The following is a 25,357-nucleotide window of genomic DNA, read 5'->3' on the forward strand; positions in this document are numbered from 1 at the left end:
TTACCGCCCACTGTAAGCGGGTAGCGTTCGCGCCGATGACAGATTCGTTCGAAGGCCCCCCGCTGCCGCCGCCCCCGGAACGCGCCTCGCTGCGCGACGGGGTCCGCTTCGCGTTCGGCACCCTGACCGTGCTGCCCGCCCGCATCACCCGCTGGGACCGCCCCGCCGCCCGTACCGGAATGCTCTGCGCCCCACTGGCCGGGCTGGTCGTGGGCCTGCTCGCGGCGGCTCCCGGGATGCTGCTGCTGGTGTGCGGCGCCGGCCCGCTGCTCGCCGCGGCCGTCACCGTCGCCGTGCCCGCCGCGCTGACCCGGGGGCTGCACCTCGACGGGCTCGCCGACACCGCCGACGGGCTGGGCAGCGCCAAGCCGGCCGAGGCGGCGCTGCGCATCATGAAACAGTCCGACATCGGCCCCTTCGGCGTCGTCACCCTCGTGCTCGTGCTGATCGTGCAGGTGGCCGCCCTGGCCGAGGTGTACGCGGACAGCTGGGTGCGCGGCGGCCTCGCCGCGGCCGTCGCCGCCGTGACCGCCCGTCTCGCCATGACCCTGGCCTGCCGCCGGGGCGTCCCGCCGGCCCGTCCCGGGGGACTCGGTGCGGCCGTCGCGGGTGCGGTGCCGCGCGGCTCGGCCGCGGCCCTGGCCGCCGTGGCCGTGGCGCTCGCCGCCACCGCCGCCCTCCCGCTGGGCCTGCCCGCCGCGGGTCGGCACGCCGCGGCGGTCCTGGCCGGGCTGCTCGCCGCCGAACTGCTCCTGCGCCGCTGCGTGCGCCGCTTCGACGGGGTCACCGGTGACGTCTTCGGCGCCCTGGCCGAGGTCTCCGCGACCGCCGCCCTGATCGTGCTCGCGCTGGGCTGATCCCCGGGGGGCGGTCCGCCCGGGGGCGTCCGCGTACGCTCGTCCCGTGGATCACACCCCGACGGACCCGACGGACCCGACCGCCCCCCGCGCACCCATCCGGGTCCTCCTCGCCGACGACCAGGCCCTGCTGCGCAGCGCCTTCAAGGTGCTCGTCGACTCCGAGCCCGACATGGAGGTCGTGGGGGAGGCCTGCGACGGGGCCGAGGCCTTCGAGCTCGCCCGGCGGACGCGCGCCGACGTCGTGCTCATGGACATCCGGATGCCCGGCACCGACGGGCTCGCCGCCACCCGCATGATCAGCGCGGACCCGGAACTGGCCGCCGTACGCGTGGTGATGCTGACGACCTTCGAGGTCGACGAGTACGTCGCCTCGGCGCTGCGGGCCGGCGCCTCCGGCTTCCTCGGCAAGGGCGCCGAACCGGATGAGCTGCTCAACGCCATCCGGGTCGCCGCCGCCGGCGAGGCGCTGCTCTCCCCGGCCGCCACCAAGGGGCTCATCGCCACCTTCCTCGCCCAGGGCGACGGCGCCGGCCAGGACCCCTCCGGCACCACGGCCGGGGCGCACGCGCAGCGGCTCGCCGCGCTGACCGTGCGGGAGCGCGAGGTCCTCGTCCACGTGGCCGCCGGACTCTCCAACGACGGGATCGCCGGACGCCTGGAGGTCAGCCCGCTGACGGTCAAGACCCACGTGAACCGGGCCATGGCCAAGCTGGGCGCCCGCGACCGGGCCCAATTGGTGGTCATCGCCTACGAATCGGGACTGGTCCGGCCCCGCTCGGAGTAGCGGTCCGCGGGCCGGGCCGGCCCGCAGGAGTACGGCGTACTGCGGACGCGGTATGCCGCACCTGAGGACGGGACCTGCGAGCGACGCAGCGCGCCCGTGCCGTGGGACAGGGTGGGAGTTCCCTGGTGCGTGCCGACGGCACGGCCGCGTATTCGTCACGGCAGAGAGACCCCCGCCCATGTCCTGGCTGTCCCGCTTCAGCCTCTCCCAGAGAGCGCTGACCGGCCTCGTGTCGATCGTGGCGCTGCTCTTCGGCGCCATAGCCGTCCCGCAGCTCAAGCAGCAGTTGCTGCCGTCCATCGAACTGCCGATGGTGTCCGTGCTCGCGCCGTACCAGGGCGCTTCGCCCGACGTGGTGGAGAAGCAGGTCGTCGAGCCGATCGAGGCCACCCTCAAGGGCGTCGACGGCATCACCGGCATCACCTCCACGGCGAGCGAGGGCAACGCCCTCGTCATGGCCACCTTCGACTACGGCGACAGCGGCACCAAGCAGCTCGTCGCCGACGTCCAGCAGGCCGTCAACCGGGCCCGCGTCCGGCTGCCCGCAGAGGTGGACCCGCAGGTGGTGGCCGGTTCCACCGACGACATCCCCACGGTCGTCCTCGCGGTCACCTCCGACAAGGACCAGCAGGCGCTCGCCGACCAGCTGGAGGGCTCCGTCGTCCCCGTCCTGTCGGACATCGACGGCGTCGGCCAGGTCACCGTCGACGGCGTCCAGGAGCTCCAGGTCACCGTCACCCCCGACGACGCCAAGGTGGCGGCGGCTGGCCTCGACGGCGCCGCCCTCGCCCGGGGCCTCCAGGCGGGCGGCGCGACCGTGCCCGCCGGTTCCTTCGACGAGGCGGGCAGGAACCGGAGCGTGCGCGTCGGCGCCGGCTACACCTCCCTCGCCCAGATCGAGGACCTGCGGCTGAGCCCCGGCCCCGGCAAGCCGGCCGTCCGGCTCGGTGACGTGGCGACCGTCCGGCAGGAGCCGACCGAGCCCGTCTCCCTCACCCGGACCAACGGCAAGCCGAGCCTCGCCCTCGTCCTGACCATGGACAAGGACGGCAGCGCCGTCGCCATCTCGGACGCGGTCGAGGACAAGCTGCCCGAGCTGCGCTCCACCCTCGGCGCGGGCGCCGAGCTGACCGTCGTCGCAGATCAGGGCCCGGCCGTCGCCAAGTCCATCTCCAGTCTGACCACCGAAGGCCTGCTCGGCCTGCTCTTCGCGGTGCTCGTGATCCTGGTCTTCCTCGGCTCGCTGCGCTCGACGCTGGTCACCGCGGTCTCGATCCCGCTGTCCGTCGTCCTCGCGCTGATCGTGCTCTGGACCCGCGACCTGTCCCTCAACATGCTCACGCTGGGCGCGCTCACCATCGCCGTCGGCCGGGTCGTCGACGACTCGATCGTGGTCCTGGAGAACATCAAGCGCCACCTCGGCTACGGCGAGGAGCGCGGGGCCGCCATCATCACCGCGGTCAAGGAGGTCGCCGGCGCGGTCAGCTCCTCGACGCTCACCACCGTCGCGGTCTTCCTGCCGATCGGCCTCGTCGGCGGCATGATCGGCGAGCTGTTCGGCTCCTTCTCGCTCACCGTCACCGCGGCCCTGCTGGCCTCGCTGCTCGTCTCGCTCACCGTCGTGCCGGTGCTCTCGTACTGGTTCCTGCGCGCCCCCCGGGGCGTGACGGCCGGTGACGCCGAGAGCGCCGCCGAGGCCCGCCGCGAAGCCGAGGAGAAGGAGGCGCGCAGCCGCCTCCAGCGCTTCTACGTACGGGTCCTGGGCTTCGCCACGCGCCGCCGCCTGACATCCGTGACCATCGCCGTGGTCGTCCTCGTGGGCACCTTCGGCATGACCCCGCTGCTGAAGACCAACTTCTTCGACCAGGGGGAGCAGGACGTCCTGACGGTCAAGCAGGAGCTGGCCCCCGGCACCTCGCTGGCCGCCTCCGACGAGGCGAGCCGCAAGGTGGAGCGGGCGCTCGCCGGGATCGAGGGCGTCAAGAGCTACCAGGTCACCGTCGGCTCCTCCGGCTTCCTCGCGGCCTTCGGCGGCGGTACGGGCTCCCACCAGGCCTCGTACCAGGTCTCGCTCGAGGACGCGGGCGACGCGGGCGCCGTGAAGAAGGACATCGAGGGCGCGCTGGCCGGGCTCGACGGCATCGGCGGGACCCGGATCGTGGCGGGCGACGGCTTCGGCAGCCAGAACCTCAGCGTGGTCGTCAAGGCCGGTGACGGCGAGGTCCTCGCCCAGGCCGCCGAGCAGGTCCGCGCCGAGGTCGCCGAGCTGGAGGACGTCACCGACGTCCAGAGCGACCTCTCCCAGTCCGTGCCCCGCATCTCGGTCACCGCCACCCCCCGGGCCGCGGAGGCGGGCCTGGACCAGACCGCTCTCGGCGCGCTCGTCGCCCAGGCGGTACGGGGCACCCCCGCGGGCAAGGCCGTACTGGACGACACCGAGCGCGACATCGTCATCCGGTCCGCGCAGCCGGCCGCCACCCTGGCCGCGCTCCGGGCCCTCCCGGTCGGCCCGCTGAAGCTCGGCGACATCGCCGAGGTCAAGGAGGTCCCCGGCCCGGTCGCGATGACCCGGATCGACGGCGCCCGCGCCGCCACCGTCACCGCGAAGCCGCTCGGCGACAACACCGGCGCGATCAGCGCCGCGCTCCAGACGAAGCTGAAGGCGCTGGACCTGCCCGCCGGGGCCACCGCGTCCGTCGGCGGGGTCTCCGAGGACCAGGACGAGGCGTTCGGCTCGCTGGGCCTGGCGATGCTCGCGGCCGTCGCGATCGTGTTCATGCTGCTGGTCGCGACCTTCCGCTCGCTGGTCCAGCCGCTGATCCTGCTGGTCTCCATCCCGTTCGCGGCGACGGGCGCGCTCGGCCTGCTCATCGTCACCGGCACCCCGATGGGCGTTCCGGCGATGATCGGCATGCTGATGCTCATCGGCATCGTGGTGACCAACGCGATCGTCCTGATCGACCTGGTCAACCAGTACCGGGCGCAGGGCCTGGGCGTCGTCGAGGCCGTGGTCGAGGGCGGCCGGCACCGGCTCCGCCCGATCCTGATGACGGCCCTGGCGACCATCTTCGCCCTGCTCCCGATGGCGCTGGGCGTCACCGGCGAGGGCGGGTTCATCTCGCAGCCGCTCGCGGTGGTCGTGATCGGCGGGCTGGTCAGCTCGACGCTGCTGACCCTGCTCCTGGTGCCGACCCTCTACACGATGGTCGAACTCCGCAAGGAGCGCCGCCGCGCGAAGAAGCGGGACCGCCTGACGGTGGTCCCGGGCCCGGCGGCCTCCTCGGACGACGAGTCGCCCGCCACGGTCTGACCCCGGCCCGGCCCCCGGCGCACCGGGGGCCGGGGGAGGACGGACGGAAGGGGCACCCCTCGGGGTGCCCCTTCCGTCCGTGCCCGTGCCCGCGGCTACGGCAGCGCCAGCATCCGCTCCAGGGCGAGCTTGGCGAAGCTCTCCGTCTCCTCGTCCACCTGGATCCGGTTGACGAGGTTGCCCTCGGCCAGGGACTCCAGGGTCCACACCAGGTGCGGGAGGTCGATGCGGTTCATGGTCGAGCAGAAGCAGACCGTCTTGTCGAGGAAGACGACCTCCTTGTCCTCGGCGGCGAAACGGTTCGCCAGTCGGCGGACCAGGTTCAGTTCGGTGCCGATGGCCCACTTGGAGCCGGCCGGGGCCGCCTCCAGCGCCTTGATGATGTACTCCGTCGAACCGACGTAGTCCGCGGCCGCCACGACCTCGTGCTTGCACTCGGGGTGGACCAGGACGTTCACCCCGGGGATGCGGGCGCGGACGTCGTTGACCGAGTCGACCGAGAACCGGCCGTGGACCGAGCAGTGCCCGCGCCACAGGATCATCTTGGCGTCGCGCAGCTGCTCGGCGGTCAGACCGCCGTTCGGCTTGTGCGGGTTGTACAGCACGCAGTCGTCCAGGGACATGCCCATGTCGCGGACGGCCGTGTTGCGGCCCAGGTGCTGGTCCGGCAGGAAGAGGATCTTCTCGCCCTGCTCGAACGCCCACTCCAGGGCCTTCTTCGCGTTGGAGGAGGTGCAGATCGTGCCGCCGTGCTTGCCGGTGAAGGCCTTGATGTCGGCGGAGGAGTTCATGTACGAGACGGGGACCGTCTGCTCGGCCACGCCGGCCTCGGTCAGCACGTCCCAGCACTCCGCGACCTGCTCGGCGGTGGCCATGTCGGCCATCGAGCAGCCGGCGGCGAGGTCGGGCAGGACCACCTTCTGGTCGTCCGAGGTCAGGATGTCCGCGGACTCGGCCATGAAGTGGACGCCGCAGAAGACGATGTACTCGGCCTCCGGCTTGGCCGCCGCGTCCTTGGCCAGCTTGAAGGAGTCACCGGTGACGTCGGCGAACTCGATGACCTCGTCCCGCTGGTAGTGGTGGCCGAGGATGAAGACCTTGTCCCCGAGCTTCTCCTTGGCCGCGCGGGCACGCGCCACCAGGTCCGGGTCCGACGGCGAGGGCAGGTCGCCGGGGCATTCCACCCCGCGCTCGCTCTTCGGGTCGGCCTCACGGCCGAGCAGCAGCAGGGCGAGGGGCGTCGGCTGGACGTCCAAAGGCTGGGCGGTGGTCACGACACGCACCCTTTCTGTTCTGCGACAAAGGAGTTCTGAAAGCGACGGACTTCGACTTCTCGTCTATTTGACGCTATCTATCATAGCCTCTTCACGTCAGTTTGACGATGCCGATAGTGTCAATGTGACGCATTAGCGCTCGGCCGGTCCGGTCCGTCCCCGCGCGCGGTGTGCGAGCATGAATATCTGAACCATGCGTCGGGACCCGGAATGAATCCGCGGCCCCGCTCGTTGCCACCGACGGCAAGAGTCCGACGTTTCCCTGTCTCCGGCGGGGAGCCGCCCACTTCGGGAGTGAATGCAGATGTCCGTACAGGACGACAAGACCACTGTGAGCGACGGCATCCTCCTGTCCGACGCCGCCGCCGGCAAGGTCAGGGCCCTGCTGGAGCAGGAGGGCCGCGAAGACCTCGCCCTGCGCGTCGCCGTCCAGCCCGGTGGCTGCTCCGGCCTGCGCTACCAGCTCTTCTTCGACGAGCGTTCCCTCGACGGTGACGTCGTGAAGGACTTCGACGGTGTGAAGGTTGTCACCGACCGGATGAGCTCCCCGTACCTCCACGGCGCGTCCATCGACTTCGTCGACACCATCGAGAAGCAGGGCTTCACGATCGACAACCCGAACGCCACGGGTTCCTGCGCCTGCGGCGACTCCTTCAGCTAAGCCTGACGGGTCCCACGCGAAGGGCCCGCCTCACGGTCGTATCCGACCGCGGGGCGGGCCCTCGCGCATGTCCCGGGCTGTCCGGGTGCTACTGCCGTGCCAGCGGCTTGCCCGTGGTCGCGTCCACGACCTTCCGGTCGCCCAGCGGCTGCTGGAGCGTCGCCGTCAGGGACATCTCCTGCGCGAGCATGATGCACGCCTGGCCCGGCTGGTTCGGGGTGTCGGTGATCTTCACCAGGACCGACCCGGCCTGCTCCCGCGCCTCCAGGGCGTAGGCCGAGCACACGCTGCCCCAGAAGTTCACCGTCAGCTTCCGGTCCGCCTCCTGGTACGAGAACCCGGGGACGGTGCGCCCGTCCTTCGGCGGGACCGGCGACGGCGGCTCCTCGGCCGCGGCCGGCTGGGCGACCGTACGGCCCGGTCCGCCGTCCTTGCCCGCCACCTCGAAGAGCCAGGCCGGGACCAGGCCCCGCGCCCCGCCCACCGTGCCGGGCACCAGCCCGAGCGCGGCGCCCCGTACCGTCTCCGTGCGCGGGGGCTTCATCGGCCGCGGCTCCGGATTGCACGGCAGCGTGTCCGTGGCCCCCGGCGGGTCGGCCGGGTCCAGCGGGACCGAGGTCGCGCAGCCGCTCGGCCCCGGGCCGGTGCCGTCGGATCCGCCCGACGCGGCGTTCAGCCGGGCCAGCGCCTCCACGGCGCCCACCACCCGCTGGTCGCCCGCCTTCTCGGGCGCCTTCAGCTCACCGCTGCCCGCGACCACCTGGGAGCCCGCGTCCACGCTCACCCGGGTGGACCAGCCCTGGGTGGGCAGCCCGCCGACCACCGGATCCGCCGTCACCACCCGTACCGCGCCCTGGGTCAGCCGGGCGTCCAGCCGGGGGCCCTCCAGCCCGGCGGCGGCCAGTACCGGGGCCGCGGCGGCCTTGGCGGCCTCCTCGGACACCGGCTGCCCGCCGGCCGCGTCCCCGGCGTCCCGGGGCAGGGTGGCGGGGCCGCAGGTGTCCTTCCCGCGCACGCAGTCGTCCCCCGTGCCGCCGCCCCCCTGGAAGCGGGTGAAGTTCCAGGTCCCCGGGGCCTTGCGGGTCACCGTGAGCCGGGGGCCGGAGCCGTCGGCGGCCTCCCCGGCCAGCCAGACCTCGCCGTTCTGCCGCGGGGCGCCGGAGATCCCGAGGGCCGCGGCGAGCCGGGCCACCTCCGCCGAGGACACCTCGCCCGACGCCGTGAAGGACGGCGCGGTGGCCGGCGCCTCCGGCAGATCGACCTCGGCCCGGTAGACCACGCCGCCGCCGGACGGGTCGGGCTCCCCGGGCGCGATGCCCGGCCCCGAGGGGCCGCCCGCGTCACGGGGCGCGGAGGCGGCGCTGTCGGCGCCGCGGCCGCCCCCGGCGGCGTCGCCGTGGGCCGTGGACGCCCAGTACGCCGTCCCGCCGCCCGCGAGCAGCACGGCGGCCGCGATCGAGCCGATGGCCCAGGCCGGCCGCCGCCGTGTGCCGCCTGATGTGTCGGGTTCTTCGCTGGTCACCGCATCGCTCCTTCGCCCGTTCCGTCGTACCTGATGGGGGTGGGACGGAGCAGACGCGAAACCGGTTCCCCGGGAGCTACCGGTCCCCGTACTCGGCGGTCGCGGCGATCAGCCGGGCCGAGGCGGCGGGCACCCTGATCCCGTGGATCTGCGAGGGCGCCACCCGGGCCGGGCGGGGGCCCGCCGGGACCGTCCAGTGCGGGGCCATCCGGGCGCAGTCACCCAGCAGCCGGGCCAGATCTGGCTGCCGGGATACTTCCGCGGCGCGCGCGTCGGGGGTGTACTCGGTACGACCGGAGCCTGAGGTGAAGGTCATGTCCGAACCGTAGGCACCCCGACGTACGTGAAGAAAGACCTACTACGGGGTAGTTTCGTACGGTCGGACCTGGGCTCCTGACCGGGTAGTTTTGACTGTCCCCTTGCCGTCCTTCGCAGGAGCATCCACGCCGTGCGTATCGCAGTCACCGGCTCCATCGCCACTGACCACCTGATGACCTTCCCGGGCCGTTTCGCCGACCAGCTGGTCGCGGACCAGCTGCACACGGTCTCCCTCTCCTTCCTCGTCGACAACCTCGACGTCCGGCGGGGCGGCGTCGGCCCGAACATCTGCTTCGGCATGGGGCAGCTCGGCAGCCGCCCGGTCCTGGTGGGCGCCGCGGGCTCCGACTTCGACGAGTACCGCGCCTGGCTGGACCGGCACGGGGTCGACACCGAGTCCGTCCGCATCTCCGAGGTGCTGCACACCGCGCGCTTCGTGTGCACCACGGACTCCGACCACAACCAGATCGGCTCCTTCTACACGGGCGCGATGAGCGAGGCCCGCCTGATCGAGCTGAAGTCCGTCGCCGACCGGGTGGGCGGCCTGGACCTCGTCCTCATCGGCGCGGACGACCCCGAGGCGATGCTCCGCCACACGGAGGAGTGCCGCACCCGCGGGATCCCCTTCGCCGCGGACTTCTCCCAGCAGATCGCGCGGATGGACGGCGACAACATCCGCACGCTGATGGAGGGCGCGACCTACCTCTTCTCGAACGAGTACGAGAAGGGCCTCATCGAGTCGAAGTCGGGCTGGACCGACGAGGAGATCCTCGCCAAGGTCGGCACCCGGGTCACCACCCTCGGCTCCAACGGGGTGCGGATCGAGCGGTCCGGCGAGGAGCCCATCGTGGTCGGCTGCCCCGAGGAGACCGCGAAGGTCGACCCGACCGGTGTCGGCGACGCGTTCCGCGCCGGGTTCCTGACCGGGCTCGGCTGGGGCGTCGGCCTGGAGCGTGCGGCGCAGCTCGGCTGCATGCTCGCGACGCTGGTCATCGAGACCCTCGGCACCCAGGAGTACACCCTGGCCCGGGCGCACTTCATGGACCGCTTCACGAAGGCCTACGGCGAAGAAGCCGCGTCGGAGGTCCGGTCCCACCTTCCCGCCTGACGGCGGGCCGCGGGGTCCGGGTGCGGCGCCGTTGCTGGGGCTCCGCCCCAGACCCCGCGCCTCGAACGCCGGCGAGGCCGAAACACTGAGCCCCGCCGGCGTTCGAGGCACGGGTCCGGGCGGAGCCCGGTGCCCGGCGGAGCGGGGTCAGACGAGGCGGCGGACCGTGTACGCGACTCCCGTGGGACGGCCGGCTTCGCCGAGGTAGGCGTGGCCCCGCATCGCGCACCAGGCCGGGACGTCCAGCCGGGCCACCTCGTCGTCGGAGACGACCGTCACGGTGCCGCCCACCGGGACCCGCCCGATGGCCCGGGCCAGCTCGATCACGGGCTGGGGGCACCGCAGGCCGAGCGCGTCCAGCTCCAGGGAATCCGCCTCCGGCGCCGCCGCCGGAGCCTCGCCCGCCCCGAGCTTCTCCCGTATGCCCGCCACCGCACCCGGCAGCGCCTCCAGGAATGCGTTGACCTCCTCCGCGGTGGTCCCCGCCGGCAGGGACACCCGCACGTTCCCCTCCGACAGCACCCCCATCGCCCGCAGCACGTGACTGGGGGTCAGCGTGGAGCTGGTGCAGGAGGAGCCGGAGGATACGGAGAAGCCGGCCCGGTCCAGCTCGTGCAGCAGGCTCTCCCCGTCGACGTACAGGCAGGAGAAGGTGACGAGGTGCGGCAGCCGCCGGTCCGGGGCGCCGACCACCTCCACGTCCGGGACCAGCCGCACCACCCGCCGCCGGATCCGGTCCACCAGGACCCGCAACCGGGCCGCCTCAGCCTCCGCCTCGGCCCGTACGGCCCGCAGCGAGGCCGCCGCCGCCACGATCGCGGGGAGGTTCGCGAAGCCGGGGGAGCGCCCCGACTCCCGTTCGTCCGCAGGGCCTTGGGCGGAGAACCGGACCCCCTTGCGGACGGCGAGCAGGCCGACGCCGGGCGGGCCGCCCCACTTGTGGGCGCTCGCGGCGAGCACGGACCAGGCCCCCTCCACCGGGCCCCAGCCCAGCGACTGCGCCGCGTCCACCAGCAGCGGCACCCCGGCGGCCCCGCAGGCCTCGGCGACCTCGGCCACCGGCTGGAGGGTGCCCACCTCGTGGTTGGCCGACTGGAGGCAGGCCAGGGCCGTCCCCGGCCGCAGGGAGCCGGCGTACCCGGCGGGGTCCACCGCCCCGTACCGGTCCACCGGGACCTGGGTGACGGTCCCTCCGGACCGCTCGTGCGCGTCCGCCGCATGCAGGACAGAACTGTGTTCGACCGCCGATACGACCAGGTGGCCGCCGACACGCCGGCGCCCGGCGAGGACCCCCGCGAGGCCCGTGTGAACCGCGTGCGTCCCCGAAGGAGTGAACACGAGCTCGTCGGGGCGGCATCCCACCTCCTCCGCGGCCGCCTCGCGCGCCGCGTCCAGCAGCAGCCGGGCGCGCCTCCCCTCCCGGTACAGCCGGGCGGGGTCGGCCCAGCCCTCGTCCAGGGAGGCCTGCAGCGCCTGCCGGGCCACGGGGTGCAGGGGGGCGGCGGACGCGGTGTCGAAGTACGGCATCCGGTCACGCTAGCCGGAGCCGGGCACCGGCCGAGGTCAGGGGCCGTCAGATGTCTTCCGGAGCGGTCCGGTCAGGGCCGTCCGCACCGTCCCCCGGACGGCGGATCCATCCCTTCGGGGGCAGTAGCGGCGCGTTGGGCACCCTCCCCGCGCGACCCCAAATAGCGTCCAGTAGGGTTTGGTCCGCATAAACATCCAAACCCCTGCCTGCGTCAGGGCCGGCGACCGACCCGAACACGGCCGCGGCCGGCCGCGCGGGCCGAGACTCTCGGGAAGGCGCTACGTGAGTCCCTACGGCTCCGACCGCTCGCCGCGGCGCCCGATGCGGCGGAAGCTGCTGCAGGCGCTGACTGCGGGCGTGGTCCTGGCGACCGCCACTGGTTGCTCGTATACATGGAAAAACTTCCCCCGCCTCGGAATGCCGACCCCGGTAACCGAGGAGGCGCCGCGCATCCTCTCCCTGTGGCAGGGATCCTGGGCAGCCGCGCTCATCACCGGCATCCTGGTGTGGGGCCTGATCATGTGGAGCGTCATCTTCCACCGGCGTAGCCGGACGAAGGTGCAGGTTCCGCCGCAGACCCGGTACAACATGCCCATCGAGGCGCTGTACACCGTGGTTCCGCTCATCATCGTCTCGGTGCTCTTCTACTTCACCGCGCGTGACGAGTCGAAGCTGCTCTCCCTCTCCGCCAAGCCGGCGCACACGATCAACGTGATCGGCTACCAGTGGAGCTGGGGCTTCAACTACGTCGAGAACGTCGACGGTGACGCGGCGACCCCGAAGGCGGGCGAGGTTCCGAAGGAACTCGACTCCATCCCGGACCGCTTCTCCAAGGCCTTCCCCGCCGGCGCCGAGGGCGTCTACGAGAAGGGCGTCCCGGGCGACCGGAACCCGCAGACCGGCAACCCGGGGCCGACCCTGGTCCTCCCCAAGGGTGAGAAGGTCCGCTTCATCCTGTCGTCCAACGACGTCATCCACTCCTTCTGGGTGGTCCCCTTCCTGTTCAAGCAGGACGTCATCCCGGGCCACACCAACGTCTTCGAGGTCACCCCGAGCCAAGAAGGCACCTTCATGGGCAAGTGCGCCGAGCTCTGCGGCGTCGACCACTCCCGGATGCTCTTCAACGTCAAGGTCGTCTCGCCGGAGAAGTACCGGGAGCACCTGAAGCAGCTGGCCGAGAAGGGGCAGACCGGCTTCCTGCCGGCGGGCATCAAGCAGACCGACCCGGCCCGGAATGCGGAGACGAACAAACTGTGAGCATCCTCAACGAACCTCAGGGTGCCGCCGCAGCCGACTCGTACGAGAACGAGCTGCCGGTACGGCGCAAGCAGCCGGGCAACGTGGTCGTGAAGTGGCTCACCACCACCGACCACAAGACCATCGGCACGATGTACCTGGTCACGTCGTTCGTGTTCTTCATCATCGGCGGGATCATGGCGCTCTTCATGCGCGCCGAGCTGGCCCGTCCGGGCACGCAGATCATGTCGAACGAACAGTTCAACCAGGCGTTCACGATGCACGGCACGATCATGCTGCTGATGTTCGCGACGCCGCTGTTCGCCGGTTTCGCCAACTGGATCATGCCGCTGCAGATCGGCGCGCCCGACGTGGCGTTCCCGCGGCTGAACATGTTCGCGTACTGGCTGTACCTCTTCGGCTCGACCATCGCGGTGGCCGGCTTCGCCACGCCGAACGGTGCGGCCGACTTCGGCTGGTTCGCCTACTCCCCGCTGTCGGACGCGGTCCGCTCGCCGGGCATCGGCGCCGACATGTGGATCATGGGTCTGGCCTTCTCGGGCTTCGGCACGATCCTCGGCTCGGTCAACTTCATCACCACGATCATCTGCATGCGCGCTCCCGGCATGACGATGTTCCGCATGCCGATCTTCACCTGGAACGTGCTGCTGACCGGTGTCCTGGTCCTGCTCGCCTTCCCGGTGCTGGCCGCCGCGCTCTTCGCGCTGGAGGCCGACCGGAAGTTCGGTGCGCACGTCTTCGACTCGGCCAACGGCGGCGCCTTGCTGTGGCAGCACCTCTTCTGGTTCTTCGGACACCCAGAGGTGTACATCATCGCCCTGCCGTTCTTCGGAATCATCTCCGAAGTGATCCCGGTCTTCTCCCGCAAGCCGATGTTCGGTTACATCGGTCTGATCGGTGCGACGATCGCGATCGCCGGCCTCTCGGTGACGGTGTGGGCCCACCACATGTACGTCACCGGTGGTGTGCTGCTGCCGTTCTTCTCCTTCATGACCTTCCTGATCGCGGTACCGACCGGTGTGAAGTTCTTCAACTGGATCGGCACCATGTGGAAGGGCTCACTGTCCTTCGAGACACCGATGCTCTGGGCCGTCGGCTTCCTGATCACCTTCACCTTCGGTGGTCTGACCGGCGTCATCCTGGCTTCGCCCCCGATGGACTTCCACGTCTCCGACTCGTACTTCGTCGTCGCGCACTTCCACTACGTCATCTTCGGCACCGTGGTGTTCGCGATGTTCTCCGGCTTCCACTTCTGGTGGCCGAAGTTCACGGGCAAGATGCTGGACGAGCGCCTCGGCAAGATCACCTTCTGGACGCTGTTCATCGGCTTCCACGGCACGTTCCTGGTGCAGCACTGGCTGGGTGCCGAGGGCATGCCGCGTCGTTACGCGGACTACCTCGCCGCCGACGGCTTCACCGCGCTGAACACCATCTCGACGATCAGCTCGTTCCTGCTGGGCCTGTCGATGCTGCCGTTCATGTACAACGTCTGGAAGACGGCGAAGTACGGCAAGAAGATCGAGGTCGACGACCCGTGGGGTTACGGCCGTTCGCTCGAGTGGGCGACGTCCTGCCCGCCGCCGCGGCACAACTTCCTCACCCTGCCGCGGATCCGTTCCGAATCCCCGGCGTTCGACCTGCACCACCCGGAGATCGCGGCCCTCGACCACCTCGAGGACCACGGTGGCAGCGCCAAGGCCGTCACCGGTGGCAAGGAGGCCGGCAAGTGAAGATCCAGGGCAAGATGTTCCTCTGGCTCTCCTTCTTCATCCTGATCATGGCCGTCGTGTACGGCGTGTGGTCGAAGGAGCCCGTCGGTACCACCGCGCTCTTCCTGGCCTTCGGCCTGAGCGTCATGATCGGCTACTACCTGGCCTTCACGGCCAAGCGCGTCGACGAGATGGCCCAGGACAACCTGGACGCCGACGTCGCCGACGAGGCGGGCGAGCTGGGGTTCTTCTCCCCGCACAGCTGGCAGCCGCTCTCGCTGGCGATCGGTGGCGCGTTCGCCTTCATGGGCGTCGTCTTCGGCTGGTGGCTCATGTACTTCTCCGCCCCGCTGATCCTCATCGGCCTGTGGGGCTGGGTGTACGAGTACTACCGCGGTGAGAACCAGAACCAGTAGCACCCGCGCCGTTCACGCGGCCGCATCGCACGGCACCTGGGGCCCGGACACCTCTTCGGAGGGGTCCGGGCCCCTCGTTTGCAGTCATCCCGCGCGCCGTATTTGTCATATCTTCATAGCGTTGGCCCCATGAAGCACTCACCGCGTCTTTGGACGGTACTCAGCTGCTCCCTGCTGGTCGCGTCCCTCGGGGCCGGCGCCACCGCATGCGGGTCCGGCGACAACCCGCTGTCCGCCCGCCCGTACGACGCGGGCGATCAGGTCGCCTTCAACCAGGCCGCCGGCAGCCGACCCGTGGACCCCGGCCGGCCCCTGGAGGTCACCGCCAAGAGCGGGGAGGGCCGGATCACCGACGTGAGCGTCGTGGACGTCCACGGCCGCCACCTGGCGGGCGAACTCACCGCCAAGGGCGACCGCTGGCACAGCACCGCCCCGATGGCCGCAGGGGTCCGCTACACGGTCACCGTGAGCACCGAGGACGAGCGGGGCGCTCCCGGGCAGCGCACGCTCACCTTCGACACCACCCCGGCCAAGACGCTCCTCAAGGTCGAGTTCGGCCCCGAGGAGGGCAAGTACGGCGTCGGGCAGCCCCTCACCGCCGACCTCAGCGAGCCCGTCAAGGACAAGGCCGCCCGCGCCGTCGTGGAGCGCGGCCTGGTCGTGGACGCCCCTCCCGGCGTCGAGGGGGCCTGGCACTGGGTGGACGACAAGAGGCTCCACTACCGGCCCAAGGACTACTGGCCCGCGAACACCGAGGTCTCCGTACGGAGCAACCTCGAAGGCATCAAGATCACCGACGAGCTCCACGGGGCCGCCGCCACGCCGTTGAAGCTGGAGATCGGCGACCGGGTGGAGGTCACCACCGACGCCGCCTCGCACTGGCTGACGTTCAAGCGCAACGGAGAAGTGATCAACTCCATTCCGGTGACCACCGGCAAGCCCGGCTTCTCCACCCGCAACGGCGTCAAGGTGGTGCTCGGCAAGCAGTACTACGTGCAGATGCGCGGGGACACCGTCGGCATCGGCGGCAGCGAGTACTACAACCTGCCCGTCTACTGGGCCACCCGCGTCACCTGGAGCGGTGAATACGTCCACGCCGCCCCCTGGTCGGTCGGCTCGCACGGCTACGCCAACGTCAGCCACGGCTGCACGGGCATGAGCACCGGCAACGCCGCCTGGTTCTACGAGAACATCACCGAAGGCGACATCGTCCAGGTGGTCAACAGCATCGGCGACGACATGGACATCTTCGGCAACGGCTTCGGCGACTGGAACATGGACTGGAAGGACTGGCGGGAGGGCAGCGCCCTGCTGAAGGGCACTCAGGAAGGCCGCAGCCCGATCGACCAGGCCCGTCTGCGGCCCACCGTCTAGGCACCGGCCGGCGCGGAGCCCCGCCTGCGCCCCGCGAGGGCGCGGGCGCCGGGGCCCGTACGCCGCGGCCCCGCAACCTCACCGCGCCCCGGCGGCCCGCCCGCCGCCCAGGTCCCGCAGGCGGCCGTGCGCGCGCCCGCGGGACGGGAGGGGCGGTCTCACGCGTCCAGGGACAGCCGGGTCCGCAGGAGGCCCGCCAGGGCGTCCGCGAACTCCACAGGATCCACCGGAAGGGTGACGGCCGCGTCCGCGCGGCTCCACGTGGCCAGCCAGGCGTCCTGGGGGCGCCCCATCAGCAGCAGCACCGGCGGGCAGCGGAAGATCTCGTCCTTGATCTGCCGGCACACCCCCATGCCCCCGGCCGGGACCGCCTCGCCGTCCAGCACGCACGCGTCGATGCCGCCCGCGTCCAGCAGCAACAGGACGGCCGGAAGGGTCGCGCACTCCAGGAACTCCACCGGCGGCAGGTCCGCGGCGGGCCTGCGACCGGCCGCCAGCCGCACCTGCTCCCGGGTGCCCGCGTCGTCGCTGTAGACCAGAACCCGCGCAGTCGCCCGCATTTCGTTCCTCCACGTGTCCGTGAATCACGCTCTTGATGCGCGGATGCTACTCCGTCCGACCCCGTGTCAACATCGGTTCGGGCAGCATCGCCGGCTTGCTTTCGAGGCCTGTCCGATGGGCCGTTCGGGCCTTGCACACGCCCCGGACACTCCGAACGGCACCCCCCAGGGTGAGGGCGGGATAAGCGACCGACATAATGTCGGTCGTGGCGACAGCAACGACAGTAGATACCGGGCACGCGCACCCGACGGTCAACAGGCCGAACCTCGTCAGCGTCGGAACCATCATCTGGTTGAGTTCCGAGCTGATGTTCTTCGCGGCCCTCTTCGCGATGTACTTCACCCTGCGATCCGTGATGGGCGCCGAGTACTGGACAGCGGAGGCCTCGGCCTTGAACCTGCCCTTCTCGGCGACGAACACCACGATCCTGGTGCTCTCCTCGCTCACCTGCCAGCTCGGCGTCTTCGCCGCCGAGCGGGGTGACGTGAAGAAGCTCCGGACGTGGTTCATCATCACGTTCGTCATGGGTGCGATCTTCATTGGCGGCCAGGTGTTCGAGTACACCGAGCTGGTCATGCACGAGGGCATGAGCCTCTCGTCCGGTCCGTACGGCTCGGTCTTCTACTTGACCACCGGCTTCCACGGACTGCACGTGACGGGCGGTCTCATTGCCTTCCTGCTGGTCCTCGGCCGGACGTACGCGGCCAAGAGGTTCACCCACGAACAGGCCACGTCGGCCATCGTCGTGTCCTACTACTGGCACTTCGTCGATGTCGTCTGGATCGGCCTCTTCGCGACGATCTACCTGATCAAGTAGCGAACACGTCACCGGGCAGGTCCCGGCACTCCATCCAGAAACACCGACGCAGAAGATCCTGACACCGGGGTAATCCGTGAAAAAGCTCTCCGCACGACGACGCCATCCGCTGGCGGCGGTCGTCGTTCTACTCCTCGCGCTGGCGGCCACTGGGGGGCTGTACTCCGCCTTCGCGCCGGCAGGCAAGGCGCAGGCCGATGAAACCGCCCAGTCCCTCGCCATCGAGGAGGGCAAGAAGCTGTACGCCGTGGGCTGCGCAAGCTGCCACGGAACCGGCGGCCAGGGTTCCTCTGACGGCCCGAGCCTGGTCGGGGTCGGCGCCGCAGCCGTCGACTTCCAGGTGAGCACGGGCCGCATGCCCGCGCAGCAGCCCGGCGTCCAGGTGCCGAAGAAGCCCAAGATCTACACGCAGGCGCAGATCGACCAGCTGGCCGCGTACATCGCGTCCCTGGGTGCGGGCCCGAGCGTGCCGACCGAGAAGCAGTACGACCCGGCCGGTGCCGACATCGCCAAGGGTGGTGAGCTGTTCCGCAACAACTGCGCGCAGTGTCACAACTTCACCGGTGAGGGCGGCGCGCTGACGAACGGCAAGTACGCCCCGAACCTCGCGGACGTCGAGCCGAAGATCATCTACGAGGCCATGCTCACGGGCCCGCAGAACATGCCCTCCTTCCCGGACAGCACGATGCCGGAGAAGGAGAAGAAGGACATCATCGCGTACCTCCAGAACGTGAACGGCGACAAGTCGACGAACCCCGGTGGCCTCAAGCTCGGCGGCCTCGGCCCCGTCTCCGAGGGTCTGTTCGGCTGGATCTTCGGTCTGGGTACGTTGATCGCTGTCGCCGTCTGGGTCGCGGCCCACACCGCTAAGGCCAAGAAGTCATGAGTAGCCAAGACATTCCCGAAGAGAAGCACCTGCCGAGCGAGCAGGGTGACGGGCACCACGGTGCCGTAGCGGTCGCGGACGACCCGTTCGCCGACCCCGGGATGCCGGCCCACCGGCCGCGCATCCAGGACATCGACGAGGCGGCGGCCAAGCGCTCCGAGCGCACCGTCGCCCTGATGTTCACGCTGTCGATGCTGTCCACGATCGGCTTCATCGTCGCCTTCGTGGCCATCCCGATCGACAAGATCGTGTTCATCTTCCCCATCGGGAAGGTGAGCGCGCTCAACTTCAGCCTCGGTGTGACCCTGGGCCTGGCCCTCTTCCTCATCGGCGCGGGTGCGGTCCACTGGGCCCGCACCCTGATGTCCGACGTGGAGATCGCCGACACGCGCCACGAGATCGCGGCCTCGCCCGAGGTCAAGGCGCAGGTCATGAGCGACTTCCGGGCCGGTACGGACGAGTCGAACATCACCCGCCGCCCGCTGATCCGCCGCACGATGCTCGGTGCGCTGGCCCTGGTGCCGCTCACCGGCATCGTCATCCTGCGCGACCTCGGCCCGCTGCCCGAGGACAAGCTCCGCAAGACGCTCTGGGCCAAGGGCAAGCTGCTCATCAACCAGAACACGATGGAGCCGCTGCGTCCCGAGGACGTCATCGTCGGTTCGCTGACCTTCGCCATGCCCGAGGGCCTGGAGGAGGAGCAGCACGACTACATGTCGCAGATCGCCAAGGCGGCCCTGATGATCGTCCGGATCCAGCCGGAGGACATCAAGGACAAGAAGGAACTGGAGTGGTCCCACGAGGGCATCGTGGCCTACTCCAAGATCTGCACCCACGTCGGCTGCCCGATCAGCCTGTACGAGCAGCAGACGCACCACGTGCTCTGCCCGTGCCACCAGTCCACCTTCGACCTCTCCGACGGCGCCCGGGTCATCTTCGGTCCGGCCGGTCACGCGCTTCCGCAGCTGCGGATCGGAGTCAATGCCGAAGGCTTCCTCGAAGCGCTCGGTGACTTCGAAGAGCCCGTCGGTCCTTCCTTCTGGGAGCGCGGATGAGCACCGCCACTGACACTGGGCGCAAGGCGCCGGCCGGCGAACGCGTGGCTGACTGGGCGGACGGCCGCCTGGGCATCTACGGCCTGGCCAAGGCCAACATGCGCAAGATCTTCCCGGACCACTGGTCCTTCATGCTGGGTGAGATCTGCCTGTACACCTTCATCATCATCATCCTCACGGGTGTGTACCTGACGCTCTTCTTCCACCCGAGCATGAACGAGGTCGTGTACCACGGCTCGTACGTGCCGATGCAGGGCGTCCGCATGTCCGAGGCCTACGCCTCGACCCTGGACATCAGCTTCGACGTCCGCGGCGGTCTGCTCATCCGGCAGATCCACCACTGGGCGGCACTGATCTTCGTCGCGGCGATGATGGTGCACATGATGCGCGTCTTCTTCACCGGCGCGTTCCGCAAGCCGCGCGAGGTCAACTGGCTGTTCGGCTTCCTGCTGCTGGTCCTCGGCATGTTCACCGGTTTCACCGGTTACTCCCTGCCGGACGACCTGCTCTCGGGCACCGGTGTCCGCTTCATGGAGGGCGCGATCCTGTCCGTGCCGATCGTCGGCACGTACCTGTCGTTCTTCCTCTTCGGCGGCGAGTTCCCCGGCCACGACTTCGTGGCCCGGTTCTACTCGATCCACATCCTGCTGCTGCCCGGCATCATGCTGGGTCTGCTGGTGGCGCACCTGATCCTGGTCTTCTACCACAAGCACACCCAGTTCGCCGGGCCCGGCAAGACGAACAACAACGTCGTCGGCATGCCGCTCCTCCCGGTGTACATGGCGAAGGCCGGCGGGTTCTTCTTCCTGGTCTTCGGCATCATCGCGGTCATCGCGGGCGTCGCCTCGATCAACCCGATCTGGGCGCTCGGTCCGTACGTTCCGGACCACGTGTCCACGGGTGCGCAGCCCGACTGGTACATGGGCTTCTCCGAGGGCCTCATCCGTGCCATGCCGGGCTGGGAGATCAACCTCTGGGGCCACACGCTCGTCCTGGGCGTGTTCATCCCGCTGGTGATCTTCCCGCTGGTGCTGGCCACGATCGCGGTGTACCCGTTCGTCGAGGCCTGGGTCACGGGGGACAAGCGCGAGCACCACATCCTGGACCGCCCGCGCAACGTCCCGACCCGTACCGCCTTCGGTGTGGCCTGGCTGACCTGGTACGTCATCCTGCTGATCGCCGGTGGAAACGACATGTTCGCGCAGTTCTTCCACCTGTCGATCAACTCGATCACCTGGTTCGCCCGCATCGGCTTCTTCGTCGGTCCGGTCATCGCCTTCATCGTCACCAAGCGGATCTGCCTCGGCCTCCAGCGCCGGGACCGGGACAAGGTGCTGCACGGTCGCGAGACCGGCATCATCAAGCGCCTGCCGCACGGTGAGTTCGTCGAGGTCCACGAGCCGCTGCCGCAGGGCAAGCTGCACACCCTCACCGCTCACGAGCAGTACGCGCCGGTCGAGATCGGCCCGACGGTCGACGAGAACGGTGTCGTGCGCAAGGTCAAGGGCACGGAGAAGCTGCGCGCGAAGCTCAGTAAGGGCTACTACGCGGAGGACAACCAGATCCCGAAGCCGACGGTGGAGGAGTACAAGGAGATCCAGAGCGGCCACGGCCACCACTGATCCCCTGTTGCACGCATGAGGGACCGGTTTCGGCCAGTCCTGGTGTCGCCACGGTGAGAGCCCCGTCCAGTGTCTGGACGGGGCTCTTTGCCGTCCCCGGGGCTGGATAGGCTGAGGGCCTTCCCCTTCGCCGTGGGTGGCGCACACGGGGGCGGCCCACTAGCACAGGAGCGGACCATGAACGTTGTGACCCCGGCAGGCGGCGACAGCGTGGCGGCCCGTGGCTGGCCGGGCGTCCTCGACGCCCTGCTGACCGGCCGGGACCTGAGCGCCGACGACACCGCCTGGGCCATGGACCGGATCATGCGCGGGGAGGCCACCGACGCCCAGATCGCCGGCTTCACGGTCGCGCTGCGGGCCAAGGGGGAGACGGTCGCGGAGATCAACGGCCTCGTCCGGGCGATGTACGCGCACGCCAACCTGATCGAGGTCCCGGGCCGGACGGTGGACATCGTCGGCACCGGCGGCGACGGGGCCAGGACGGTGAACATCTCGACGATGTCCGCGGTCGTGGTGGCCGGTACCGGCGCCAAGGTGGTCAAGCACGGGAACCGGGCCGCGTCCTCCGCGAGCGGCTCCTCGGACGTGCTGGAGAAGCTCGGGGTGAACCTCGACCTGAGCCGGGAGCGGGTGGTGCAGGTCGCCGAGGAGGCCGGCATCACCTTCTGCTTCGCGGTGAAGTTCCACCCGGCGCTGCGCCACGTGGCCGCGGCCCGCAAGGAGCTGGGCATCCGCACCTTCTTCAACGCGCTGGGCCCGCTGACCAATCCGGCCCGGGTGCGCGCCCAGGCGACCGGTGTGGCCGACCCCCGGATGGCCCCGATCATCGCGGGCGTGCTCGCCGAACGTGGCTCCTCCGCCCTGGTGTTCCGCGGCGACGACGGTCTGGACGAGCTGACCACGACGGCGACCTCGCGGGTGTGGTGGGTCCGCGACGGCAAGGTGGCGGAGCAGGTCTTCGACCCGCGCGACGTCGGCGTCGACCTGGTCGAGGTATCGGCCCTGGCCGGCGGGGACCCCTCGTACAACGCGGACGTGGCCCGCCGCCTGCTGGCGGGCGAGACCGGCCCGGTCCGCGACGCGGTACTGCTGAACTCGGCGGCGGCCCTGGTGGCCCTGGACCCGGGCACGGGCACGCTGGAGGAGCAGATCGCGGCGGGCATCGCCCGCGCGGCCCGCTCCATCGACTCGGGCGAGGCCCGGGCCGCGCTGGAGCGGTGGGTGGCGGCGAGCAACGCCTGAACCCGCCTGATCGTTTCGAGCCAAGGACCCGGTCCACGATGCGGACCGGGGTCTTGCGCTCGGGCGATCTTGTGGCAGGATGCTGACCAGGTCACGAGTGACAGCGTTCAGGCCCCGGCTTGCTGTCCGGCAACCCTCCTTCCGTGGCGGGGTGCCCCGGGTGATGACCGGGCCGTAGGCAGCGAGGTCTACGGCAAGCGCGGATCCCTCGACACCAGGGGTCCTGGTCTCTCGAGGAGCATTTTCCGTGAGCAAGCGAATGCGATAGGGCGACTCCGCCCCTCTTCCATCCTCGGACCAGGGTCACTGCCGTGTACGCGGTGTACCCGGACGAACCGTCCGAGGCCCCCCGTACCCCGCCGCACGGCCGTCGCGCCGTAGCCGGGCCGCGTACGGGCACGCCGAAGCCATTCACCCCTGCCTGCCGGGAGATACCGCCATGTCCGCATCCCTGAACGCCGCCGCCACCGCCGTCTCCGCCCCCGCCGCCGTGGACCCCGCCTGTGCCGAGCCGCTGCCGGTGCTCGGCCGGGACGTCACCGTCCCCCTCGTCACCGGGGGAGAGGTCACCTACGCGGCCCTCGACTACGCGGCCTCCGCGCCCGCGCTCCAGCGGGTCTGGGACGACGTGGCCGCCTACGCCCCGTACTACGGCAGCGTCCACCGCGGCGCCGGCTACCTCTCGCAGCTGTCCACCGACCTCTTCGAGCAGAGCCGGGCCACGGTCGCCGACTTCCTCGACTGCCGCCCTGCCGACCAGGTCGTCTTCACCCGCTCCACCACGGACTCCCTGAACCTGCTCGCCGCCGCCCTCCCGGCCGACTGCCAGGTCTTCGTCTTCGAGACCGAGCACCACGCCTCGCTGCTGCCGTGGACGAACGCGCAGGTCACCTACCTCAACGCCCCCCGCACCCCGGACGAGGCCGTCGCCGGCCTGGAGCGGGCGCTGGCCGACCGCGACCCCTACGGCCCGGCGCTGGTCTGCGTCACCGGTGCCTCCAACGTCACCGGTGAGCTGTGGCCGGTGAAGGAGCTGGCCGCCGCCGCGCACGCCCACGGTGCGCGGATCGTCCTGGACGCCGCCCAGCTCGCCCCGCACCACCCCGTCTCGGTCCAGGAGCTGGACGTGGACTGGGTCGCCTTCTCCGGACACAAGCTCTACGCCCCCTTCGGCTCGGGCGTCCTCGCCGGCCGCGCCGACTGGCTCCAGGAGGCCGAGCCGTACCTCGCGGGCGGCGGCGCCTCCCGCAAGGTCGCCCGGCGCGAGGACGGCGGGGTGGACGTCGAGTGGCACACCACGGCCGCCCGCCACGAGGCCGGCTCCCCGAACGTCATCGGCGTCTACTCCATCGCCTCCGCCTGCAAGGCCCTGCGGGAGGCCGGGTTCGACAGCCTCGTCGCCCGGGAGAACCACCTCATCGCGAAGGTCCGCGAGGGTCTGGCGGAGGTCCCGGCGGTCCGCGTCCTGTCCCTGTTCGGGGACGACGCCCCGCGGGTCGGCGTCATCTCCTTCGTCGTGGACGGCTGGAACAGCTCGCACTTCGCGGCGGCCCTCTCCGCCGAGTACGGCATCGGCGTCCGCGACGGCCTGTTCTGCGCCCACCCGCTGGTCCGCACCCTGCTGGGCAGCGAGCCGCAGGCCCAGGGCGAGTGCGGCGCGCCGGAGGCGGCCCCGGGGGAGCGCTCGCTGAACGCGATCCGCGTCAGCTTCGGCGCCGGCACCCCCGACGAGCACGTGGAGCGGTTCGTGCGGGCGGTGAAGGAACTCGTCGCGGACGGCGCCAAGTGGCAGTACCGCACCGAAGAGGGCCGCTGCGTCCCGGCCGTCTGACGGGCTGCGGCCCGTCACGTACGGGCACCCGCTGCCGGCCGCCTGGGCGGCAAAGGGCGGGCCGCTGCCCGCGGCGCAGACGCGCGCACGGGTGGACTGCCTCCCGGAGCCCGGGCCACGGCGGAGCCGAGGGGGAGGCGGCGGGCCGCGCCGGAGCGTCAGGCGTCCAGGCCGATGGCGAAGGCCGCTTCCAGGTCGTGCTGGGAGTACGTGCGGAACGCCACGTGCGTGTCGGTCGCCTCGACGCCCGGGATCTTGCTGATGCGGCCCGGGATGATGTCCGCCAGGTTCTCGTGGCGGGCCACGCGGACCAGCGCGATGAGGTCGTACGTACCCGTGACGGAGTAGACCTCGCTGACGCTGTCCAGCGCGGCGATGGACTCGGCGATCTCGGGGATGCGGTCCACGCTGGTCTTGATGAGCACGATCGCGGTGATCACGGCTGGCTGTCTCCCTCGGTGGCCGTCGCTGGTCGCCCCACTCTAGTCGTACGCCGATAGCGGACCCAGGCGTAGACGAAGCCGAGCGAGAAGCCCACCAGGTGGGCCAGATAGGCGACTCCGGGTCCGCTCTCCGCCCGGTGCGCCGCCACCCACTGCAGGGCGAACCAGAACAGCAGCACGATCCACGCCGGGAAGCGCAGCGGCAGGAAGAACAGGAAGGGGAACAGGCTGGTCACCCTGGCCCTCGGGAGCAGGCACAGGAAGGCGCCCAGGACGGCCGAGATGGCCCCGGACGCCCCGACCAGCGCGTGCGAGGACCCCGCGTACGCGGCCGCGTACGCCGCCAGCGCCAGGTACCCCGTACAGATGACGAAGACGAGGAACGCCGGGCGGCCCATCCGCTCCTCCGTCATCGCCCCGAAGACGTGGAGGAAGAGCATGTTCCCGAGCAGGTGCAGCCAGCTGCCGTGGACGAACAGCGCGGTCAGCGGTGTCAGCCAGGCGCGCGGGGAGCCGGTGAAGAGCTCGTCGGGGACCACGCCCCAGCGGTGGAAGTACGCCGTCCCCGAGGACAGCAGCGCGTCGCCCGTCCCGTAGGCCGGGTTCAGGCCCGAGGCGGGGCCGAACAGGAACACCACACAGCAGCCGGCGATCAGCGCGTGGGTGACCACCGGTCCCCGCGCGGCCTCGCGGACGGTCCGCCACCTCATGCTCATGCGACCGAGCATGACGCAACCGGGCCCACCTGAAGCGGTGGCAGGCCGTAGGGTTACGAGCTG

General features: G+C 70.7%; 22 protein-coding genes and 1 riboswitch. Of the genes, 15 read left to right on the top strand and 7 right to left on the bottom strand.

Translation table 11 applies throughout. The features are described from left to right. Nucleotides 1–35: 35 nt before the first annotated feature. From ACFWUZ_RS27325 to ACFWUZ_RS27335, 3 genes are all read left to right on the top strand, one after another. Nucleotides 36–857 carry an adenosylcobinamide-GDP ribazoletransferase gene (locus tag ACFWUZ_RS27325; protein WP_384378237.1) on the top strand — a complete coding sequence of 274 codons (822 nt, stop codon included), beginning with the start codon at nt 36–38 and terminating at the stop codon, nt 855–857. A gap of 46 nt (nt 858–903) precedes the next feature. Then, nucleotides 904–1,644, top strand: coding sequence for a response regulator (locus ACFWUZ_RS27330; RefSeq protein WP_384378240.1), 741 nt, complete (start codon nt 904–906; stop codon nt 1,642–1,644). 178 nt (nt 1,645–1,822) lie between these two features. Then, nucleotides 1,823–4,954, top strand: a complete 3,132-nt coding sequence (locus ACFWUZ_RS27335) for an efflux RND transporter permease subunit (protein WP_384378243.1) — start codon at nt 1,823–1,825, stop codon at nt 4,952–4,954. Nucleotides 4,955–5,049: 95 nt separating this feature from the next. On the opposite strand, the gene nadA is transcribed toward ACFWUZ_RS27335, so the two are convergent. Next, entirely contained in the window at nt 5,050–6,237 is a 1,188-nt protein-coding gene (gene nadA, locus ACFWUZ_RS27340; protein WP_384378246.1) for a quinolinate synthase NadA, read from the bottom strand. Nucleotides 6,238–6,532: 295 nt separating this feature from the next. Between nadA and ACFWUZ_RS27345 the strand changes: the two genes are divergently transcribed. After that, on the top strand, nt 6,533–6,889 hold the full coding sequence (locus tag ACFWUZ_RS27345; RefSeq protein WP_362048541.1) for an iron-sulfur cluster assembly accessory protein: 357 nt from the start codon (nt 6,533–6,535) through the stop codon (nt 6,887–6,889). 88 nt (nt 6,890–6,977) lie between these two features. Here ACFWUZ_RS27345 and ACFWUZ_RS27350 read toward each other — a convergent pair whose 3' ends face one another. Further along, the gene (locus ACFWUZ_RS27350; RefSeq protein WP_384378250.1) at nt 6,978–8,411 is read right to left on the bottom strand and encodes a hypothetical protein; all 1,434 of its coding nucleotides are present in this window, start codon (nt 8,409–8,411) and stop codon (nt 6,978–6,980) included. Nucleotides 8,412–8,487: 76 nt separating this feature from the next. Next, on the bottom strand, nt 8,488–8,727 hold the full coding sequence (locus ACFWUZ_RS27355) for a hypothetical protein (RefSeq protein WP_384378253.1): 240 nt from the start codon (nt 8,725–8,727) through the stop codon (nt 8,488–8,490). A gap of 132 nt (nt 8,728–8,859) precedes the next feature. Between ACFWUZ_RS27355 and ACFWUZ_RS27360 the strand changes: the two genes are divergently transcribed. Beyond that, nucleotides 8,860–9,837, top strand: a complete 978-nt coding sequence (locus ACFWUZ_RS27360) for a carbohydrate kinase family protein (RefSeq protein ID WP_384378256.1) — start codon at nt 8,860–8,862, stop codon at nt 9,835–9,837. Between the two features lie 147 nt (nt 9,838–9,984). Here ACFWUZ_RS27360 and ACFWUZ_RS27365 read toward each other — a convergent pair whose 3' ends face one another. Further along, a complete protein-coding gene (locus tag ACFWUZ_RS27365; RefSeq protein WP_384378258.1) occupies nt 9,985–11,364 on the bottom strand; it encodes a cysteine desulfurase/sulfurtransferase TusA family protein in 1,380 nt (459 codons plus the stop codon). Between the two features lie 283 nt (nt 11,365–11,647). On the opposite strand from ACFWUZ_RS27365, the gene coxB reads away from it, so the two are divergent. The 4 genes from coxB (at nt 11,648) to ACFWUZ_RS27385 (ending at nt 16,121) form a co-directional block, all read left to right on the top strand. Next, the gene (coxB, locus tag ACFWUZ_RS27370; protein WP_384378261.1) at nt 11,648–12,622 is read left to right on the top strand and encodes a cytochrome c oxidase subunit II; all 975 of its coding nucleotides are present in this window, start codon (nt 11,648–11,650) and stop codon (nt 12,620–12,622) included. Continuing rightward, nucleotides 12,619–14,352, top strand: a complete 1,734-nt coding sequence (ctaD, locus tag ACFWUZ_RS27375) for a cytochrome c oxidase subunit I (RefSeq protein WP_384378264.1) — start codon at nt 12,619–12,621, stop codon at nt 14,350–14,352. Before coxB ends, ctaD begins: the two co-directional genes overlap by 4 nt. Further along, a complete protein-coding gene (locus ACFWUZ_RS27380) occupies nt 14,349–14,747 on the top strand; it encodes a cytochrome c oxidase subunit 4 (RefSeq protein WP_384378267.1) in 399 nt (132 codons plus the stop codon). Before ctaD ends, ACFWUZ_RS27380 begins: the two co-directional genes overlap by 4 nt. Nucleotides 14,748–14,876: 129 nt before the next feature. After that, complete coding sequence (locus ACFWUZ_RS27385; protein ID WP_384378270.1) at nt 14,877–16,121, top strand: Ig-like domain-containing protein; 1,245 nt, start codon at nt 14,877–14,879, stop codon at nt 16,119–16,121. A gap of 158 nt (nt 16,122–16,279) precedes the next feature. Here the strand turns inward: ACFWUZ_RS27385 and ACFWUZ_RS27390 are convergent, their stop codons facing one another. Beyond that, a complete protein-coding gene (locus ACFWUZ_RS27390; RefSeq protein ID WP_384378273.1) occupies nt 16,280–16,681 on the bottom strand; it encodes a hypothetical protein in 402 nt (133 codons plus the stop codon). A 197-nt stretch (nt 16,682–16,878) separates the two neighbouring features. Between ACFWUZ_RS27390 and ACFWUZ_RS27395 the strand changes: the two genes are divergently transcribed. The 6 genes from ACFWUZ_RS27395 to ACFWUZ_RS27420 all read left to right on the top strand — a co-directional run bounded on the left by ACFWUZ_RS27395 (nt 16,879) and on the right by ACFWUZ_RS27420 (nt 24,135). Then, on the top strand, nt 16,879–17,499 hold the full coding sequence (locus tag ACFWUZ_RS27395) for a heme-copper oxidase subunit III (protein ID WP_384378276.1): 621 nt from the start codon (nt 16,879–16,881) through the stop codon (nt 17,497–17,499). A gap of 76 nt (nt 17,500–17,575) precedes the next feature. Then, on the top strand, nt 17,576–18,385 hold the full coding sequence (locus ACFWUZ_RS27400) for a c-type cytochrome (RefSeq protein WP_384378279.1): 810 nt from the start codon (nt 17,576–17,578) through the stop codon (nt 18,383–18,385). Next, nucleotides 18,382–19,440 carry a Rieske 2Fe-2S domain-containing protein gene (locus ACFWUZ_RS27405; RefSeq protein ID WP_384378282.1) on the top strand — a complete coding sequence of 353 codons (1,059 nt, stop codon included), beginning with the start codon at nt 18,382–18,384 and terminating at the stop codon, nt 19,438–19,440. The genes ACFWUZ_RS27400 and ACFWUZ_RS27405 overlap by 4 nt, the downstream gene beginning before the upstream one ends. Then, complete coding sequence (locus ACFWUZ_RS27410) at nt 19,437–21,062, top strand: cytochrome bc complex cytochrome b subunit (protein WP_384378285.1); 1,626 nt, start codon at nt 19,437–19,439, stop codon at nt 21,060–21,062. The genes ACFWUZ_RS27405 and ACFWUZ_RS27410 overlap by 4 nt, the downstream gene beginning before the upstream one ends. Nucleotides 21,063–21,239: 177 nt before the next feature. Further along, nucleotides 21,240–22,304 (top strand): anthranilate phosphoribosyltransferase, encoded by a 1,065-nt coding sequence (gene trpD, locus ACFWUZ_RS27415; RefSeq protein ID WP_384378287.1) that lies wholly within the window; start codon nt 21,240–21,242, stop codon nt 22,302–22,304. A gap of 89 nt (nt 22,305–22,393) precedes the next feature. After that, nucleotides 22,394–22,510: riboswitch (SAM riboswitch) on the top strand. A 233-nt stretch (nt 22,511–22,743) separates the two neighbouring features. Then, nucleotides 22,744–24,135 (top strand): aminotransferase class V-fold PLP-dependent enzyme, encoded by a 1,392-nt coding sequence (locus ACFWUZ_RS27420; RefSeq protein WP_384378290.1) that lies wholly within the window; start codon nt 22,744–22,746, stop codon nt 24,133–24,135. 158 nt (nt 24,136–24,293) lie between these two features. On the opposite strand, the gene ACFWUZ_RS27425 is transcribed toward ACFWUZ_RS27420, so the two are convergent. Both ACFWUZ_RS27425 and ACFWUZ_RS27430 read right to left on the bottom strand, forming a co-directional pair. Continuing rightward, nucleotides 24,294–24,575, bottom strand: a complete 282-nt coding sequence (locus ACFWUZ_RS27425) for an Lrp/AsnC family transcriptional regulator (protein WP_008738815.1) — start codon at nt 24,573–24,575, stop codon at nt 24,294–24,296. Further along, nucleotides 24,572–25,294, bottom strand: a complete 723-nt coding sequence (locus ACFWUZ_RS27430) for a rhomboid family intramembrane serine protease (protein WP_384378293.1) — start codon at nt 25,292–25,294, stop codon at nt 24,572–24,574. The genes ACFWUZ_RS27425 and ACFWUZ_RS27430 overlap by 4 nt, the downstream gene beginning before the upstream one ends. Nucleotides 25,295–25,357: the final 63 nt, after the last annotated feature.

Origin of the sequence: Streptomyces sp. NPDC058646, assembly GCF_042716875.1 — a bacterium.
Lineage (GTDB): Bacteria > Actinomycetota > Actinomycetes > Streptomycetales > Streptomycetaceae > Streptomyces.